The sequence below is a fragment of the Achromobacter sp. CSND-B12 genome (genome assembly GCF_052906545.1).
Window position 1 is genome coordinate 5,437,581 of the sequence record NZ_JBREGJ010000001.1, and the last position, 18,110, is coordinate 5,455,690.

Consider the following 18,110-nt stretch of genomic DNA (forward strand, 5'->3'; position numbering starts at 1 on the left):
ATGCTTGAAATCGACATGACCTTTGACGACGGTGCCACGCGCAAGATCAGGGCCGCGGCTCCGGCGCTGATCGGCCGCGGCGCCCATTGCGGCGTGCGCATCGCCAACTGGCGAGTGGGCCGGCAGCACGCGCGGCTGCGGCAAGAGGCCTCGGCCGTTGTGCTCGAGGACCTTGGCGCCCTGGGCGGTGTATTCGTCAATGGCTTGCGCGTGGCGCACCATGCGCCGGTACTGCCGCAGGATGAAATCCTGATCGGGCCGTGCCGCCTGCGGGTGCAATTCGTGAAGGCGGACGCGCGCGGCCACGCGCTCGCCCGGATTCATCCGCCTGCACCCTTGCCGTCGATGCCGGCCCGGATCCCGGATTCGACACGATCCTCCTTGCCGTCGCTCGACCTGCGTCGCCGGCTGCATGCCGCCTTGCTGGGAGCGCTGGACCTGCGCCGTCGCGATGTGTCGGGCATGAGCGACGCCACGCTGCGCGCCGAAGCCGCGCGCCTGCTGGCACAGATCGTGGCCGATGAGGATGTGTCGGCGCCAGGGGTGGACCGGGCAGCCTTGTGCCGCGAGGTGCTGGACGAGGCGGTCGGGCTGGGGCCGCTGGAGCCTCTGCTGGCGGCGCCGGACATCACCGAGATCATGGTCAACCGGCACGATGAGATCTACGTCGAGCGCGAGGGCCGGCTCTGGCGTCACGCGGCCGCGTTTACCGGCGAGCAGTCCGTGCGCCGTGTCATCGAGCGCATCGTGACGCCGCTGGGGCGTCGCATAGACGAAAGCTCGCCGCTGGTGGATGCCCGGCTGCCCGACGGGGCGCGGGTGCATGCCGTCATCCCTCCGGTCGCGCTCAAGGGTGCCAGCCTGACCATTCGCAAGTTTCCGCGCAGCCGGCCGGACATGCCGGCGCTGCTTGCCGCGGGAGCGCTCAGCGATGCCATGGCGCGGTTCCTGGCCCGTTGCGTGCGGCTGCGCAAGAACCTGCTGGTCTCGGGAGGCACGGGTTCTGGCAAGACCACGCTGTTGAACGTCCTGTCCAATGAGATCCCCGAGGGTGAGCGCGTCGTCACCATCGAGGACGCCGCCGAGCTGCGTTTGAATCACGCGCATCTGGTGGCCCTGGAAGCCCGTCCTCCCAACCAGGAGGGCCGGGGGCGCGTCGATATCCGCGAATTGGTTCGCAATGCCCTGCGGATGCGGCCGGACCGGATCGTGGTGGGTGAGTGCCGCGGGGCAGAGGCGTTCGACATGCTTACCGCCATGAACAGCGGACACGAAGGTTCCCTGACCACATTGCACGCCAATTCGCCGCGCGACGCGCTGGTGCGCCTGGAATCGATGATCCTGATGGCGGGACTGGATCTGCCATTGACGGCGGTGCGTGAGCAGATCGCGGCGAGCATCGACATCATCGTGCAACTGGCACGCCAGCCCGACGGACGCCGGGTGGTGCTTTCGATCGCGGAAGTCACCGGCATGGAGAGCGGCCGGATTCAGCTGCAGGATCTATTCCGGCACGAGCGCGCCGGCGGATTCAGCGGCTGCGGCACGATACCCAGTTTTGCGCCGGAATGGCAGCAGGCGGGGGCGGGCTTGGATATGGCCTGGTTTGCGGCCGGACAGGCCGGCACGGCCTCGGATGGCCTGGCGGCCTCGCCATGATGTGGCTGGCGGCGGCGGGAGCGATGATCTGCGTCACGACATTGGCGTGGTGGGCGGCGCGCCGGCTGGCGCCAGCCTTGCGGCGCTACCGCGAGCGCTACACGCGGGATGCGGACCTGCGGTTCACGGAACTGTTCCTGTTCGTCGAACCCGCCCGGCTCTGGGCCTGCGCGGTGACGTTGGCGCTGCTGGCGGCAATGTCGGCCTTCGCGCTCACGGCGAGCGGCATGGCCGCCGTTGGAACGGGCGTGGCGGCATTGCGGGCGCCGGCCATGCTGGCGGGCCTGTTGCGACGTCGGCGGGTGCGGCGCTTCGAACAGCAATTGCCCATGGCCTTGCTGATGCTGGCGTCGGCCCTGCGGGCGGGTGTCGCCTTGATGCCCGCTTTGCGGCAAGTGGTGGCGCAGGGCGAGGCGCCGCTGGCACAGGAGTTTGGCTTGATGCTGCGGGAACAGCGGCTGGGCGTGCCGTGGGACGAGGCCCTGGCGCGCCTGAACACGAGAATGACGGCCGAATCCACAACCCTCATGGTGGCGGCCATGCGCACCGCCGCGCAGACCGGTGGCAACCTGGCCGAAGCGCTCGACAGCATCGCGCAGACATTGTCTGCCAGGCTGCAGTTGCAGGCCAGGCTGCGGACCTTGACCGCGCAGGGGCGCATGCAGGCCTGGATCGTGGGCGCGTTGCCGGTGCTGCTGCTGATGGTGCTGGATCGGCTCGAGCCGGACATCATGATGCCGCTCTGGCACACGCCTGCCGGGTGGACGGTGCTGGCCGTGCTGGGCGGACTCGAGACCGCGGGGGTGCTGCTGATCCGGCGCATCGTCCGGATCGATATTTGAAGCGGGAGGCGCCATGTGGCTGTATTTTGGAATGATCACGGCGGGGCTGGGAGCGGGCTGGGGGACATGGCGTGTCCTGCGTCCTGCCATGCGGGGCGGCCCCCGCCCGAATCCCGACCTCGCTCCCATTCCCGGCGCCGTGCCGTGGTGGTGGCGTCTGGCCTGGCCCTGGCTCACGGGTGTCGCGCCGGCGTTGGACCGGTTCTGCCCGAGGCGCTGGCGCGCTTGGCTGAGCGGGGCGCTGATGCGGGCGGGATTGCCGCCGCAAGTCAGGGAGGGGCATGTCTTGGCCCTGAGCGTCGCCGCATTGATCGGCGGTGTCGGGTTGTTGGGGGTGGCTTACCTGTTGCGGCAGCCGGTGGCGGGCATGGTGGCTGATATAGGGGTGCAGCCGCAGGGGATACAGACGCCATGGACGCCGATGCCGCTCGCGGCGAGCGGACCGGCCTGGGCGATCGCGGGCGGGGCCGTCGCTTTCACGGCGGCGCTGCTGCCGTTCGCATGGCTGCGGGCGCAGGGCGTGGCACGGCGCCGTGGGATCGAACGCGGCCTGCCGTTCATGCTCGACATGATGACCCTGTGCGTCGAGGCGGGGCTCGGCGCACATGCAGCGTTGCAGGCGGCCGCCGCGAATGGTCCATCCGGACCGTTGCGTGACGCTTTGGCCGGTGCGCTGGCGCAGGTCCGTGCCGGAGTCCCCCGGGTGGCGGCCATCCAGGCCATGGCGGATCGTTGCGGCAGCCCGCTGGTTCATCGTTGGGCCACGGCCCTGGCGCACGCGGACGCGCTGGGGATCAGCCTGGGGCCTTTGCTGCGGGCGCAGGCAGCCCATTGCCGCAGCGAGCGTCACATGCGAGCCGAGCGGCTCGCGATGCAGGCTCCGGTCAAGATGCTTTTGCCGTTGATCGGCTGCATTTTTCCCTGCACGTTCCTGGTGCTGGCGTTTCCCATCGCGGTCCAGCTGTCCAGGGGGCTGGGATGAACGACCGGCGACGCTTGCCGCAGGCACGGCTCAGGCTGCTGCGGGTCAATGGTTGGATGGGACGGATGCGGGGGTTGCTGTGCCGTCGAGCGCCAGGGTCGAGATCGGGGATTCTGCTGCGCCCTTGCCGGGCGGTGCACACCTTCGGCATGCGGCACGCCATTGACGTGGCGTTCGTATCGCGTGGCGGGCGCGTGGTGAAGGTGTGCAGGGCGTTGCCGCCCCGCCGGATCGCGTCATGCCTGGGCGCCGTGGCCGTTGTCGAGATTCGGGCTGGGACTATTGATGCCGAACACGGAGGTGTACGACGGATAGAAGCTGCAATAGAACACGCCTGCCGCGGCGATCGTGAATGGGATCTGCAGGGTGCTGGCCAGTTGCGGCGAAAGCCCGATGGCGATCAGCAGCCCCGAGCACAGGTCCAGGAACAGCGCGATCAGGACCCACGCGGCCGCGTAGACCAGGAAGGCCCATTTGTTACGCCAGCAAGCGATGCCCGAGAAAAACAGCGCCTGGGTCAGTCGCAGGCCGTGCCAGGCCACCAGGACCGGCGCATACCAGAACAGCGCCGCGATCACGATATAGACGATCGTGAAAATGATGAGCGGCGCGCGCATTGCCATCAGGATGGGTTCCATGCTGTTCTCGATGGAGGCGATGCGCATGCCTTCGGCGAACGCCGACGAGAACGGCAGGAACGTGGCAAGTCCGGCCGTCAGGCTCACGGCGGCATACAGCAGGCCCATCAGGAACAATTTGCGGAGCACCCCGGGCTGCTTCAAGGGTTTGGCCCACATCGAAGGCAGCATGACGCGGTCCGCCTCGACGTGCTTGCAGGCAGCCAGGCTCATCAGGGTGACCGACGGCATCAGCGCAATGAACAGGATCGGGCCGACGATCTGCGCGGCGAAGGCGAAAATCACCAGAAGGCTGTTGACCAGCGCCCAGGTGTACATGGCCAGGGGTTGCTTGCGGAACAGACGGAAGCCGTCTCGAACCCATTGCCAGCCGGAAGACGCGGGTAGGAATGCTGCTTGCATGGCTCTCTTGGGGGTGATCTCTCAATAAGGGACGTGCTACCCCCAATTATGGGGGGCGTAACGATTACGGCAATACCGGCAGGCCGGGGCGGTGGCGCGCCTGCAACACTCTTTCGAAATGTCGGGGGTCGTGTGGCTTGAGCGTCTGAGCCGGGCGCGGCAGGAAAAAGTCGTACAGGCGCGACAGCCAGAAGCGCAGGGCGGCGGCGCGCAGCATCAGCGGCCAGGCTTCACGTTCCGCGTCGGTGAATGGCCGCACGCGGGCGTAGGCGTCCAGCCAGGATTCGACCAGCTCGGGGATGAATTCACCGGTATCGCGTTCGATGCACCAGTCGTTGACGCTGACGGCAACGTCGAACAGCCAGGTGTCGCAACCCGCGAAATAGAAATCGATGATGCCGCCCATGAGCGGGTTTTCGAAGGTGCCGGCGAACAGCACGTTGTCGCGGAACAGGTCGCAATGGGCGGGGCCGGCGGGCAACGTCCGCCAGGACGGGGCGGCCGCGGCGGCCTGCTGGGCGGCCAGTTCCGATTGCAGCAACTGCGCCTGGCCGGGATCCAGGAAGGGCAGGACCTTGGGCGCCGTCTCGATCCACCAGGAAAGACCGCGCAGGTTGGGTTGCTGGATCGGGAAGTCGCGCGCCGCCACATGGGCGCGGGCCAGCGTGGCGCCGGCCAGGGCGCAATGGGCCGCGCCCGGTGCCGGCTCGTAGCCGCCGGGCAGGCGCGAGACAATGGCGCAAGGCTTGCCGTGCAGTGTGGTCAGGCGGGTGCCGTCGCGCAGGGTCTGCGGCTGTGGCACCGGAATGCCGCGGCTGGCCAGGTGGTACATCAGCTCGATGTAGAACGGCAATTGCGCGTGCGTCAGCACTTCGAACAGCGTCAGCACGTACTCGCCGCGGCTGGTGTGCAGGAAGTAATTGGTGTTTTCGATGCCCGCCGTGATCCCTCGTAGCGAGACAAACTCGCCCAGGTCGAAATGCGCCAGCAGGGCGCGCGCGTCGTCATCGGATACGGGGGTGAAAACGGCCATTGATGTCAGGAAAATAGGGGTTAACGAACGCGGGTGACGGACGCCTGGACATGCGTGCACGCGGCGGCGGCGCAATTTTAGACCACATGGCCGGCAGGGTCTGGCGGCCCGCCCGCGGGACCCGCCCGGCAGAATCGCGCCAAGCACCGTAAAATACCGCATCCCCTTGTTTTGCTGAGTGATTCTTGGACTCCCCCGACTGGCGGCTGTGCGTCGCCCCGATGATCGACGTGACCGACCGGCATTGCCGCTATTTCCACCGGCTGCTGGCGCCGCGCGCGCGTCTGTACACCGAAATGATCACCACCGGCGCGCTGCTGTATGGCAACGTGGCGCGCCATCTCGATTTCGACGAAGCCGAGCACCCTGTCGCGTTGCAGCTGGGTGGCAGCGAACCGGACGCGCTGGCGCAGTCGGCCAGGCTGGGACAGCAATGGGGTTACGACGAAATCAACCTCAACTGCGGCTGCCCGTCGGAACGGGTGCAGAAGGGCGCATTCGGGGCCTGCCTGATGGCGGAGCCGGACCTGGTGGCCGATTGCATCAAGGCGATGCAGGACGCGGTCGACATCCCGGTGACGGTCAAGCATCGCCTGGGGCTGGACTATGACGAGTCGTACGCCTTCGTACGTGACTTCGTCGGCAAGATCTACGACACCGGCTGCCGGGTGTTCATCGCCCACGCGCGCAATGCGGTCCTCAAGGGCCTGTCGCCCAAGGACAACCGCGAGATCCCGCCGCTGCGCTATGACGTGGTCAGCCAGCTCAAGCGGGATTTCCCGGACTGCGTGTTCGTGCTGAATGGCGGATTGGCCGATGCCGCGCAATCGGTGCGCGCGGCGGCCGACTTCGATGGCGTCATGCTGGGCCGCGCGGCGTGGCACACGCCGCGGGTGCTGTCGGAAGTGTCGCTGCAATTGTGGCCGTCGGTGCGCCTGCCCGGCGATGCCCAGGTGGTCGATGCGATGATGGAATACGCCGCGCGCCAGGTGGCGCAGGGCGTGCCGCTGCGGGTGATGACCCGGCCGATGCTGGGACTGGTGAACGGCCAGTCGGGCGCGCGGCGCTGGCGCCGCATGTTGTCGGATCCGGCGCTGCTGGCCGCCAATGACCCCGCGCTGATCTATGACGCCTGGCGCAGCCAGCGGCATGTGCCGCCCGAACGCGACGGCGCTTCGTTGACGGCCGCTCCCGCGAGCGCCTGAGCATCCATCGGAACGGCTTGAACGCAAAAACGCCCGGACGGCCGCGAGGCCGCCCGGGCGTTTTTACGGATATCCCCTGCAGGCCGGTGGGCCAGGCCGCCGCCAGGCGATCGCCGATGGCTCAGGATTGGGTCGATTCCGCGCTTTCCGCGGGCCAGTCGCGGATATAGGCCTTGAGCATGTTGTTTTCGAACTGCTGTGCGGCCACGATGGCCTGGGCCATGTCGTAGAACGAAATCACGCCCATCAGCGTCGGGCCGTCCATGACGGGGATGTAGCGCGCATGCTTTTCGAGCATCAGGCGCTGCACTTCGTCGGCGCTGGTATTGGGCGATACGCTGACCGGCGCGTCGTCCATGATGGAACGGATGGTGGTTTCGCCCGCGCCGCCGTGCGCATGCATGTGGCGGATGATCTCGCGGAACGTCAGCATGCCTACCAGCGTGCCGAATTCCATGATGACGAGCGAGCCGATATCCTGCTCGCTCATGGTTTGCACGGCCTGGGACACGGGCATGTCCGGCGATGCGGTGTAAAGCGTGTCTCCCTTGACGCGCAGAATTTCGCTGACCTTCAACATCGGTTTCTCCTGGGCGGATGACGCCCTGATTGCTATTTCTTGTTCGCTTCCAGCTGCAATACCGGGGCGACGTCATTTCCGGTATTTTGCGCTTCTCTGCAGAGTTCTTCCAGCACGGGCGCATTTTCCCGGGAAATCACCGCCGCGGCGACCCGCAGGATTTCGGCGTCGTTGCGCACCCGGGGTTGACCGCGATCCAGCAGGAAGCGGTCGACCACCGGCGCCAGCGACGTCTCGCGGGCATCGCAGGTCAGCACCCAGAGATGGTCGGGGCTGCGGGTGGCCAGGCCCATGTCGCCGAGCGTTTCAAGGACGTCGTTCAGTTCGTCCTGGTGCAGTTTCAGGCGGGAGGCGAGCACATTGGCGGGCAGGCCGGGCGGGGTGAGGGACTGCGCCCGGCGCAGCGCGCGCAGGACATCGAGTGCGTCGACGAACGGGGCGCCGGGGTAGCGGTTGAACTCCCAGCGGCCCAGCCGGATGAGCGGCGCGCTGGCCGCCAGGGTGGCGCCCAGCAGCACCGCCAGCCAGGACAGGTAGATCCACAAAAGGAAGATCGGCAGCGTGGCGAAGGCGCCGTAGATGACGGTATAGGTGGGGAAGCGCGTCAGATAGTAGGCGAACGCCGATTTCATGACCTCCAGCGCGACCGCGGTGACGCAGCCGCCGATGAGCGCGTCGCGCCACAGCACCTGCCGGTTCGGCACCACCACGAACAGGGCGGCAAAGCCCAGGCCGGTCAATACCAGCGGAATGAACGAGATGGCGACGCTGACCACTTCGGGCACGTCGCGCACCAACCCCAGCGATTCGCGGGCCACGAACGACGTGGCCCACAGGCTGGCGCCGGCCACCACCGGGCCCAGGGTGATGACCGCCCAGTAGACCAGGGCGCGCTGCGGCAGCGGGCGCTGCCGCGTGACATGCCAGATGTCGTTGAAGGCCTTGTCGATGGTCATGATCAGCAGCAGGGACGTGACCAGCAGGAAGCCGCCGCCGATCGCGGTCAGGCGCGAGGCCTGGCGGGCGAACTGGTTCAGGTAGTCCATGATGTTGTCCGAAACGGACGGTGGCATCAGGCTATTGGTCAGGAAGTCCTCGAGCGCGACTCGGAATTCCTGGAATACGGGGAACGCGGTGAACAGCGACAGCACCACGGCCAGCATCGGCACGATTGCCAGCACCGTGGTGAAGGTGAGGCTGGACGCGACCTGCAGCAGCTTTTCCTCGTCGGCGCGCTGCGCGGTGAAGACAAAAGCGCGTCCGACCCGCGCGGCCCACGATGCGCGCGGGGGCAGGGGCTGGGTGGCCGCCGGCGCGGCGGCGGCAGGCTCGGCGGGGCGGTTCATCAGGCGATAATAGCAGCATGAACCCTGAACTCAACCCTCGCTTGCGCCTGGCGGCCTCGGTGTCGCTGTTCGCCCTGATCGTGCTGTGCGTCACCTGGGAGACGCTGGTGGCGCCGCTGCGCCCGGGGGGCTCCTGGATGCTGCTCAAGGCCTTGCCGCTGGCGCTGCCGCTGCGCGGCATCGTGCGCGGCAATCTCTACACCTACCAGTGGGCTGCGATGTTGTCGCTGCTGTACCTGATGGAGGGGGCGGTGCGCGCCATGTCGGACCCGGCGCCGCTGTCGGTGCTGATGGCGTGGGGCGAGATCGCGCTGTCGACGATTTTCTTCTTCAGCGCCATTTTCTATGTGCGGCCGGCCAAGCGGGCCGCCAGGAGGCAACGCGCGTGAACGTCCATTCCCTGTCCGACCTGCGGGCCGTCAACTCGTTTGCCGCATTGCCCGCCGCGTTCTACACCCGCCTGGCGCCTCAGCCGCTGAACCAGCCGCGCCTGCTGCATGCCAATGCGGATGCGGCGGCATTGATCGGGCTGGAGCCGTCGGCGCTGCGGACGCCGGAATTCCTGCGGGTGTTTTCAGGCGCCGAGCCGTTGCCCGGCGGCGATACGCTGGCCGCGGTCTACAGCGGCCATCAGTTCGGCGTCTGGGCAGGGCAACTGGGCGACGGCCGCGCCCATTTGCTGGGCGAAATCCAGGGACCGGGCGGCGCCTGGGAGCTGCAGCTCAAGGGGTCGGGCCTGACGCCTTATTCACGCATGGGCGACGGCCGCGCCGTGCTGCGCTCGTCGGTGCGCGAATACCTGGCGAGCGAGGCCATGCACGGCCTGGGCATACCGACCACCCGCGCACTGGCGCTGGTCGCCTCGGACGATCCGGTGTGGCGCGAAACCGTGGAAACCGCCGCCATCGTGACGCGCATGTCGCCCAGCTTCGTGCGCTTCGGTTCATTCGAACACTGGTCCTCGCGCCGCCAGCCGGACATGCTCAGGACGCTGGCCGACTACGTGATCGATCGCTATTACCCCGAATGCCGGGCCACGCCGGCCGGTGAACCCCAGGACGAGGCCGCGCCCTATGTGGGGCTGCTGCGCGAAGTCACCCGGCGCACCGCGCTGCTGATGGCGGATTGGCAGGCCGTGGGGTTCTGCCACGGGGTCATGAACACCGACAACATGTCGATCCTGGGCCTCACCCTCGACTATGGTCCCTACGGCTTCATGGACGGATTCCGGTTGGGCCATGTCTGCAACCATTCCGATTCGGAAGGCCGTTATTCCTGGAATCGGCAGCCTTCCGTGGCCCTGTGGAATCTCTACCGGCTGGGCGGCAGCCTGCACACGCTGGCCCCGGACGTCGACGGCTTGCGCGCCGTGCTGGACGAATTCGAAGGCGTGTTCACGCGCGCTTTCCATGACCGCATGGGCGCCAAGATGGGCCTGGCGGCGTGGCGGCCGGCGGATGAACCGTTGCTGGACGACCTGCTCAAGCTGATGGACGCCAACCAGGCCGACTTCACCCTGACCTGGCGCCGCCTGGCCGATGCGGTGTCGGGCGACCGGGCCCCGTTCCAGGACCTGTTCATAGACCGCGCCGCCGCGTCGGCCTGGCTCGACCGCCTGCTGGCGCGCCACGCCCAGGACGGGCGTCCGGCGGCCGAGGTGGCCGAGGCCATGAACCGGGTCAATCCCTTATATGTATTGCGCAACCATCTGGCGGAAGAGGCGATCCGCGCCGCCAAGGCCGGCGACGCCAGCGAGATCGACACCCTGATGACGTTGTTGCGGGCGCCGTTCACGGCCAGAGTTGGCTACGAAAAGTATGCCGGCCTGCCGCCGGACTGGGCCAACGGCATCGAAGTCAGCTGTTCGTCTTGATGTTCGTTTTGCGCGTTTGGTGACGACAAAATCGTCTTTTGAGCGCGGAAGATGCGGAAAATTGGCGCAATGAGGCGAAAAATCGCAGTTTTTTTCTCTGCAATCATTCGTTTCCATTGTAAAAGTCGTAAGATTGTCGCCTGCGGGACACTCAGGATGGCATGCCTGTCACTGGGGCATTTGTCGACAATTTTCAATATAAAGCACTCTGAATATGCCTGGCGCAGATGGTTTGCTGTGTATCGGCCTGCTTGAGGATGATGCGGACTTCCGGGAGGAGTTGGCGTTGGGCCTGGGCGGGTACGGTTTCCGTGTGGCGTTCGCCTGTGACAATGCCGCGGCGTTTTACCGCCGTTTGCAGGAGCAACCCTGCGATATCGTCATTCTCGATGCCCATCTTCCCGGAGAGGACGGTTTTTCAGTGGCGACGCGCCTGCGGGCGCTCAGCCCCGTCGGCATCGTCATGCTGACGGGCCGCAGCGCGCTCGAAGACCGGGTGCGCGGCCTGGAAGGCGGCGCCGATGTCTACATGACCAAGCCGGTCGACCTGCTCGAACTCAGTTCGGTCATCCGCAGCCTGGCGCGCCGCATGCGCCTGGCCAAGGCGCCGCGGCCGGTCGATGCTGAAACCCGCGCGGCCGCCGACACCTCCTGGTCGTTGCAGGACGGCGGCTGGATCCTGGTGGCGCCGGACGGCGCCTCGCTGCACCTGAGCGCCCAGGAGCGCACTTTTCTCATGGCCTTGATGGATGCGGCGGGTTCGGCGGTCAGCCGCCAGGCATTGGCCGAGCTGTTCCTGCCCGACAGCCCGGGCGGCTTCGAACTGCGCCGTATCGATGTGCTGGTGAGTCGCTTGCGCGCCAAGGCGCAGAGCGCGGGCCTGAAGCTGCCGGTGTTGTCGGTGCGCGGACAGGGCTACGTATTCGCCGCCTGATCGCGCTCGCCCGGCGCGGGCGCCCGGGCGGGCAGCTTAATCACGAAACGCGTGCCTACGCCCACTTCGCTTTGCATCGTCAGTGAACCGCCCTGGCTCTGGCAGATGCGCCGCGCCAGGTACAGGCCGATCCCCATCCCCTGGGTCTCGCGATGTGCGGCGCGACGAAAGCGCGGCTCGAAGATGCGCGCCTGTTCATCCGGGCCGATGCCCGGGCCGCGGTCGGTCACCGCTACCCATGCCATCGGCGCGCCGTTTACCTCGACCTGGCCGGTTTCGATCCGGATCGGTTCGCTGGCCGGCGAATACTTGACGGCATTGTGGATCAGGTTGCGGACCACCACGCTGGTCAACGGGCGGTCGCAGTACACCGGCAACGCATCGCCGCTCGTCTGCAGGCGCAGCGCGTGGGCGGTGTCGGGCTGCATGGCCATGACGACGTCGCTGGCCAGCTCGGACATGTCGGTCAGTTCGCCGCGCGGCGTCCAGGCCTGTTCCCCGAGCCGGTCCTGGTTCAGCAGTTGCTCCATCAGCTCGGTCATCCGGCTCACCGACCGGTGAATGCGGGCCAGGCGGCTATCGACGGTTTCGCCGCTGCCGGACAGGATCATGTCGAGCGACTGGGCGGCCGCGCTGATCGTGGCCAGCGGCGCTCGCAGTTCGTGCGAGATCAGGGCGTTCATCTGGCGCTGCGTGTCCAGCGCGCTCGCCATTTCCACCAGCCGCAGTTCGCCCTGTACCAATTGGTCGGCGTCGGCCCTGGCGTGGGGGGCGGCCGAGCCTGTGCCGCGCTGGGCCAACCCGGCCAGGAGCAGGGCGGCCAGCACCAGCAGCAGCCGCGCCAGCGGCAACACCAGGGAGCCGTCGCCGGGCACGAATCCGGCGTCGCGGGCCAGGATCGCGATCGACAGCAGATAGGCCAGGCCCAGCGCCGCCGTCGCGGCCCTTTGCGGGCCGGATCGCGCCGCCGCGGCCAGGAACCACAGGGCCAGTACCGCGCTGGCGGCGGCGCCCGCGCCGGCGATCAGCGCAGGCGCCATGCCGCCGTCACCGTCATAGACGAAGATCAGCGCCAGCGCTGCCACGCCGGTCAATGCGATGCAGGTCCAGTGGCAGGCCGCGGCCAGCCGCAAGGCGACGGGGCGGCCCGAGATCAGGGGAATGGACAGGGCCAGCAGCGCGGCGTACGAACCTGCCTGCAATGCGCCGGCGGGAAACAGCGCCGGCTGGGCGCGCAATATGCCTTCGACCAGCGCGAATGCCAGGCCGGCGCCAAAGATCGCCGCGCGCGAATAAATCCAGGCGACGGCGCAGGCCGCGGCGCAAGCCACGGCGATGCCTGCGGCAAGGCCGATCTGCAGGTCTGGAGGGGAATGGCCGGATCCGGCGGCCAGGGCGGTGCCAGGCCAGAAAAGCACGGCGCCCAGCCACTCCGGCCAGGCGGATCCGGCCGGACGGGCGCGCGGCGCGCGGCGCTGGCGCGACCGCCAGCGGGTGCGAAGAAACAATCCTTCCGTCAACTAGAAACCCATTGTTGGTCAGGCGCGAGGTCGTGCGCGCGGGCGAAGTTTACGACAGCGCCACGAATCGCGCGGACACCGATTTGCTCCAGGATGGCGCGGGTGGCTTCGTCGGGCACATCTTCGGCGTATACCGACATCCGCAGGGATACCGCGGTGGCCACCACGGTGGCCGCCAGGTGCTGGCTGCCCGGGCTGTGCAGGATACCGGTGACGAAGCCGCCGCAGAGCTTCACGTAGGACAAGGGATATTCGTGCAGGTGTTCCATCGCGCCGAATTGCTGCGACAGGCGCGACAGGCCGATACGGCCGCCGCCATGGCTGACGATCTGGCACAGCTGGCGCATGTCGGCGCCGTGCTCCACCAGCGCCGCGGCATCCACTTCCAGGATCAGCCGTGACGCCTGGGCCGGCCGGTCGGCCAGCATGCGTTCCAGCCTCGACAGGAAAGCGCCCTGCGCCAGCGAGGCCAGCGAGACATGCACGGTAAGCGCGTCGGCATGGGTGTAGAGCCAGTCCAGCCCGAGGCGGATGGCCTGGATGTCGCATTCCGCCGACAGCCCCAGTCGCACCGCGGGCGGCATGAAGATCGAGGCCGGCACCGGGTCCGCGCCTTCGGCATCGTGCAGCGTCAGGCTGGCCTCGTAATGCAACGGGGCGCCGGACACGTCGGCCAAGGGTTGCACGGACAGCGAGAAACGGTGTTGCTCCAGCGCCGTGGACAGCGCGTCGTGCCAGCTGTATTCGCCGATGCGCGTACTGTCGGCGGCCTGGCTGGCCGGGGCGATCTGATCGTCGTCGGCGCTTTCCGCGCACATCAGCGCATGATCCAGCCGCGCCAAGGTGTCGCTGATGTTGTCGCCGGGCGTGAAGGCCGCCATCGCCAGGGCCCAGCGGCACCAGCCGTGTTTGTCCATCGGCACGCGCAGCGACCGCAGTTCATGCCGCACGCGCTCGGCCAGCAGGCCGGCCTGGGGCGCCGAGGTGCGCGGCATCAGCAGGGCGAAGTCCGAGCCGCTGATCCGCGCCAGCGTCATGTCGCCATCACCGCCGCCGTCGACCAGCTTGCGCAGGCGGTCGGAGGAGGAGCGCAGCCATTGGTCGGTGAAGGCGCGCGACAAATGCCGATTGATCTGCGCCAGGTCGCGTTGCCGGAACATCAGGATGTGCCCGCCGGCTTCGGGCGCCGGGTCCGCCAGGGCCTGGCGGAAATGGTCGATGAAGTACTTGCGGTTGGGCAGGCGGGTGACGGCGTCCCGATGGATTTCGCTCTGCAGCGATTCGATTCGTGCGTTCTGTTCCTGCACCGTCGCGGCGACCTGGCGCTGCGCGTCGACCAGGGCCTGGTCCGTCAGTTCGCCGGGGCGGCCGGGCGCGCCGCCATCCGACGCCTGCGCGCGTGCCCGGTCGTGGATCTCCCGGGCGGCGCGCGCTTCGATCCAGCGCAGCAGGTTGGCGGCGAACAGCACCCAGAAGACGGCCGCGGCCAACGTCAGGCCGATGACCCGCACGCCGCCCTGCCACAGCGTGTCGCGCGCCAGCCGGGCGTCGGCCTGGACCGTGACCGTGCCGAGCCGGCGGCCGTCGGGCGCCTGATAGGGCCGGGTGGCCGCTGGCGCTTCCATCGCCAGCCAGCCGTTGCGCCAGTCGCGCGCCAGGTCCGGCCGGTCGGGCGCGGGCTCGCGCCGCTCGACTTGGGTGTCCCCGTTTTCTCCCGTGATCCGCACGAGGGCGTAGGCGCCGGCCGTGAAAAATTCGTCGGCCAGTCTGGCCTTGTCCTGGACGCCGGTCGCGTCGTGCGACAGGGCCCAGGCCAGCGCGTTCGCGCCGACCTCACCCTGCTGCGCCAGCTGGGTGTTCAGATAGCGATGGGCGGCCAGCATCCCCAGGGCCTGGGTGCCGAGCAGGATGAGGGCAATCAGGAGGGCGGTGCAGAGGATCAGCCGGCGTAGTGTGGACATGGATCAAGGCTTCCCTTCGTGGCCTGCACCGTTGCCGGTGCCGTTCGATGCCGGCCTGCCAATGAAAGGGGGGAACGTCAGGCCACGCAAGTGCCCGATTGGGAAAAATGCTGGATAAGAAACGTGACACACGTTACTAATACCTCAGTGTCGCCGTGTACGCTGTAATTCCGTATGTCACAAAACATACAGAATATTACGAAGTCAGCAGCGATATCAGACAACCTGTGCAATTATTTCGCTCGTGATAATTGCCCGGATGACAACTATTGAGACAGGCCGTATTAATTTTCCGGCCCGGGGTGTCGTAGTAAGGGCACGGCATGGCGCAATGGAGCGGCCAGCGACTGCTATCCAAGGACCGTCATGACCCCTCGCGAGCAATCAGATCAGGGCAGGAATCGAAGGAAAGGGAGCGCGTTGCTCCTGAAGTGTGGCGTTTTTTTGCGAAAATAATGCATAATTTAAAAAATGTTACAGCCCTTGGGTTTCTTTCCGGACCACAACGCCAAGGGTTTCTAGATAGGGGGCTCCGTGCGTGAGAGTTACCTGCTCGCACTGTGCCTGACGCTCGCGGGCGCACTTGCAGCGATATGTTTGTTCTTCGTCCGCCGGGAACGCGTCCTGCGCGGACGATTGACGCGTGACGAATTGACCGGTGTCCTGAGCCAGCAGGAGCTGCAGCGCCGCGCGCGCGCCTGGCTGAACCAGGCCGAAAGGCAGTCGGGCCGAGGCATTTTCGGACCCCGCGGCTCGGCCCAGGATGAGCGCGAATCCCTGGGTATTTCGCGTGCTCGCGCCGGCTCTCGGGGCATCGGCGCCTTTTTCCTGGTCAGTTTCGACCAGTACGCCGAGATCAGCGCCATGCTGCGCGCGGGCGAGGACCAGACGCTGTTGGTGATGGTGGCGGACCGGCTCAGTCTGTTGACGCGCGCGCTCGGTGGGATGGTGGCGCGTACCGGCACCGACGCATTCACGGTGTGCATTCCCGACGTGGATGAGGTGGGCGCCGCCCAGGTGTCGGCCAAGCTGCTCGAGGACCTGTCCGTGCCCTACGAACTGGGCGGTCGGCCCCTGATCGCGGTGTTCCGCGTGGGGGCGGCGTTGTATCCAGACCACGGTCGCAGTGTGGAAGAACTGCAACGCTGCGTGCAGGTGGCGATGGTGCCGCTCAAGGAGCGCGGCGGGCCGGGCTGGAACATGTTCGATTTCCGCCTGCTGGCGCGCCAGCGCGATCAGCAGGGGCTGGAGAACGACCTGCGGCTGGCGCTGACCACGGCGGCCATGGACCAGTTCGAGTTGTACTACCAGCCGGTGTGTGACAGCGGCACCGGCGTGGTGCAGGGCTGCGAGGCCTTGTTGCGTTGGCACCACCCCGAACTGGGCAGCGTGTCGCCCGCCGTGACAATCGAACTGGCCGAGCGCAGCGGCCTGATCGTGCCGCTGGGCGCCTGGATCCTGGAGCGCGCCTGCTCGCAGGCGGCGCTGTGGCCGCCCGCCTGGCGCGTGCACGTCAATCTGTCGGTCAAGCAGATGAACGAAGACAGCCTGGTGCAACTGGTTTCCGACGTGCTGGCCTCGACCAAGCTGGCGCCGCGCAAGCTGGTGCTGGAGATCACCGAGTCGATCTTCATCCTGCATTACGAGCGGCACGTGAAGATCCTGAACACGCTGCGTGCCAAGGGCATCGGCGTGGCGCTGGACGACTTCGGCTGCGGTTATTCCAGCCTGAACCATCTGCGCCATCTGCCCATCGACTGGGTCAAGATCGACCGCAGCTTCATCTCCGCGCTCGAGTCCGACGCCGGCAGCCGCGAAGTGGTGTCGGCGTTGTTCGGGCTGTGCCAGGCGATGCACCTGCCGGTCGTGGCCGAAGGCGTCGAGACCGAGGGGCAGCGCGAGATCCTCAAATCGCTCGGCTGCCGCGTGATGCAGGGTTTCCTGCTGGGGCGTCCGGCGCCGGCCGCGGAAATTCAGGCTTTGGCGTCGGCGGTGTCATAATCGGGGTTGCTTGCAAACCCACCTGTTGACTTCCTATGCCCGGCAATACCCTCGGTACTCTGTTCACCGTCACGAATTTTGGCGAATCCCACGGGCCAGCCATCGGTTGCGTCATCGACGGTTGCCCTCCCGGGATGTCCCTGGAGGCGGCCGACATCCAGCTCGAACTGGACCGCCGCCGCCCCGGCACCTCGCGCCACGTCACCCAGCGCCAGGAAGCCGACCAGGTCGAGATCCTGTCCGGCGTGTACGAGGGCCTGACCACGGGCACCCCCATCGGGCTGCTGATCCGCAACACCGATGCGCGCAGCAAGGACTACTCCAACATCACCGACACCTTCCGGCCGGGCCACGCCGACTACGCCTACTGGCGCAAGTTCGGCTTGCGCGATCCGCGTGGCGGCGGCCGTTCGTCGGCGCGCCTGACGGCACCCACGGTGGCCGCGGGCGCCGTGGCCAAGAAATGGCTGGCCGAACAGTACGGCGTGAAGGTGCGCGGTTACATGAGCCAGCTGGGCCCGATCGCGATTCCCTTCGTATCCTGGGACGAAGTTCCGAACAACCCGTTCTACGCGCCCAACGCCGAGGTCGTGCCCCAACTGGAAGCCTACATGGACCAGTTGCGCCGCGATGGCGATTCCGTCGGCGCGCGCATCGAAGTGGTGGCCGAGAACCTGCCTGCCGGCTGGGGCGAGCCCATCTACGATCGCCTGGATGCCGACATCGCCCACGTGATGATGGGCCTGAACGCGGTCAAGGGCGTCTCGATCGGCGCCGGCTTCGATTGCATCGCGCAGCGCGGCTCCGAGCACGGCGACGAGATCACGCCGGACGGTTTCCTGACCAACCACGCCGGCGGCGTGCTGGGCGGCATTTCGACCGGCCAGCCGGTGACGGTATCGCTGGCCATCAAGCCCACTTCCAGCATCCGGGTCGAGCGCCGCTCGGTCAACCGCGCCAACGAACCGGTCATGGTGCAGACACTGGGTCGTCACGATCCCTGTGTCGGCATCCGCGCCACGCCCATCGCCGAAGCCATGCTGGCCCTGGTGCTGATCGACCACGCGCTGCGCCATCGCGGCCAGTGCGGCGAGCCGGGCTGATACCGGCCGCATTACCGAGTTCCTGACCGTT

15 protein-coding genes and 1 pseudogene are annotated in these 18,110 nt (G+C 67.3%); 10 read left to right on the forward strand and 6 right to left on the reverse strand.

The window, feature by feature from the left end:
• From ACUTAG_RS25600 to ACUTAG_RS25615, 4 genes and pseudogenes are all read left to right on the forward strand, one after another.
• Positions 1–1,659, forward strand: coding sequence for an ATPase, T2SS/T4P/T4SS family (locus tag ACUTAG_RS25600; RefSeq protein WP_026383446.1), 1,659 nt, complete (start codon positions 1–3; stop codon positions 1,657–1,659).
• Entirely contained in the window at positions 1,656–2,501 is an 846-nt protein-coding gene (locus ACUTAG_RS25605) for a type II secretion system F family protein (protein ID WP_148316592.1), read from the forward strand. Before ACUTAG_RS25600 ends, ACUTAG_RS25605 begins: the two co-directional genes overlap by 4 nt.
• Positions 2,502–2,787: 286 nt before the next feature.
• The gene (locus ACUTAG_RS25610; RefSeq protein WP_262352211.1) at positions 2,788–3,483 is read left to right on the forward strand and encodes a type II secretion system F family protein; all 696 of its coding nucleotides are present in this window, start codon (positions 2,788–2,790) and stop codon (positions 3,481–3,483) included.
• Between the two features lie 65 nt (positions 3,484–3,548).
• Positions 3,549–3,713, forward strand: a pseudogene (locus ACUTAG_RS25615) (DUF192 domain-containing protein); the annotation flags it as partial.
• Between the two features lie 6 nt (positions 3,714–3,719).
• Here the strand turns inward: ACUTAG_RS25615 and ACUTAG_RS25620 are convergent.
• Both ACUTAG_RS25620 and ACUTAG_RS25625 read right to left on the reverse strand, forming a co-directional pair.
• Positions 3,720–4,523, reverse strand: coding sequence for a BPSS1780 family membrane protein (locus tag ACUTAG_RS25620; RefSeq protein WP_262352212.1), 804 nt, complete (start codon positions 4,521–4,523; stop codon positions 3,720–3,722).
• A gap of 64 nt (positions 4,524–4,587) precedes the next feature.
• Complete coding sequence (locus ACUTAG_RS25625) at positions 4,588–5,556, reverse strand: homoserine kinase (RefSeq protein WP_026383443.1); 969 nt, start codon at positions 5,554–5,556, stop codon at positions 4,588–4,590.
• A 185-nt stretch (positions 5,557–5,741) separates the two neighbouring features.
• Between ACUTAG_RS25625 and dusA the strand changes: the two genes are divergently transcribed.
• On the forward strand, positions 5,742–6,761 hold the full coding sequence (gene dusA, locus ACUTAG_RS25630; RefSeq protein WP_076412749.1) for a tRNA dihydrouridine(20/20a) synthase DusA: 1,020 nt from the start codon (positions 5,742–5,744) through the stop codon (positions 6,759–6,761).
• Between the two features lie 121 nt (positions 6,762–6,882).
• Here dusA and ACUTAG_RS25635 read toward each other — a convergent pair whose 3' ends face one another.
• Positions 6,883–7,341: a CBS domain-containing protein gene (locus ACUTAG_RS25635; protein WP_006387928.1), complete on the reverse strand. Its 459-nt coding sequence runs from the start codon at positions 7,339–7,341 to the stop codon at positions 6,883–6,885.
• Between the two features lie 32 nt (positions 7,342–7,373).
• Positions 7,374–8,687 carry a YihY family inner membrane protein gene (locus tag ACUTAG_RS25640; RefSeq protein ID WP_006387929.1) on the reverse strand — a complete coding sequence of 438 codons (1,314 nt, stop codon included), beginning with the start codon at positions 8,685–8,687 and terminating at the stop codon, positions 7,374–7,376.
• A 17-nt stretch (positions 8,688–8,704) separates the two neighbouring features.
• Here ACUTAG_RS25640 and ACUTAG_RS25645 point away from each other — a divergent pair, with 17 nt between their 5' ends.
• The 3 genes from ACUTAG_RS25645 to ACUTAG_RS25655 all read left to right on the forward strand — a co-directional run bounded on the left by ACUTAG_RS25645 (position 8,705) and on the right by ACUTAG_RS25655 (position 11,494).
• Complete coding sequence (locus ACUTAG_RS25645) at positions 8,705–9,076, forward strand: DUF2069 domain-containing protein (protein ID WP_006387930.1); 372 nt, start codon at positions 8,705–8,707, stop codon at positions 9,074–9,076.
• Positions 9,073–10,560: a protein adenylyltransferase SelO gene (locus ACUTAG_RS25650; RefSeq protein ID WP_148316596.1), complete on the forward strand. Its 1,488-nt coding sequence runs from the start codon at positions 9,073–9,075 to the stop codon at positions 10,558–10,560. The genes ACUTAG_RS25645 and ACUTAG_RS25650 overlap by 4 nt, the downstream gene beginning before the upstream one ends.
• Positions 10,561–10,774: 214 nt before the next feature.
• A complete protein-coding gene (locus ACUTAG_RS25655; RefSeq protein ID WP_024068372.1) occupies positions 10,775–11,494 on the forward strand; it encodes a response regulator transcription factor in 720 nt (239 codons plus the stop codon).
• Here the strand turns inward: ACUTAG_RS25655 and ACUTAG_RS25660 are convergent.
• On the reverse strand, positions 11,476–12,912 hold the full coding sequence (locus tag ACUTAG_RS25660) for a sensor histidine kinase (RefSeq protein WP_148316598.1): 1,437 nt from the start codon (positions 12,910–12,912) through the stop codon (positions 11,476–11,478). The genes ACUTAG_RS25655 and ACUTAG_RS25660 overlap by 19 nt on opposite strands.
• Positions 12,913–13,010: 98 nt before the next feature.
• Positions 13,011–14,975, reverse strand: a complete 1,965-nt coding sequence (locus ACUTAG_RS25665; RefSeq protein ID WP_148316600.1) for a bifunctional diguanylate cyclase/phosphodiesterase — start codon at positions 14,973–14,975, stop codon at positions 13,011–13,013.
• Positions 14,976–15,566: 591 nt separating this feature from the next.
• Between ACUTAG_RS25665 and ACUTAG_RS25670 the strand changes: the two genes are divergently transcribed.
• Positions 15,567–16,976 (forward strand): putative bifunctional diguanylate cyclase/phosphodiesterase, encoded by a 1,410-nt coding sequence (locus ACUTAG_RS25670; RefSeq protein WP_373563279.1) that lies wholly within the window; start codon positions 15,567–15,569, stop codon positions 16,974–16,976.
• Between the two features lie 35 nt (positions 16,977–17,011).
• Positions 17,012–18,079 carry a chorismate synthase gene (aroC, locus tag ACUTAG_RS25675; protein ID WP_020927002.1) on the forward strand — a complete coding sequence of 356 codons (1,068 nt, stop codon included), beginning with the start codon at positions 17,012–17,014 and terminating at the stop codon, positions 18,077–18,079.
• The last annotated feature ends 31 nt before the right edge of the window (positions 18,080–18,110 follow it).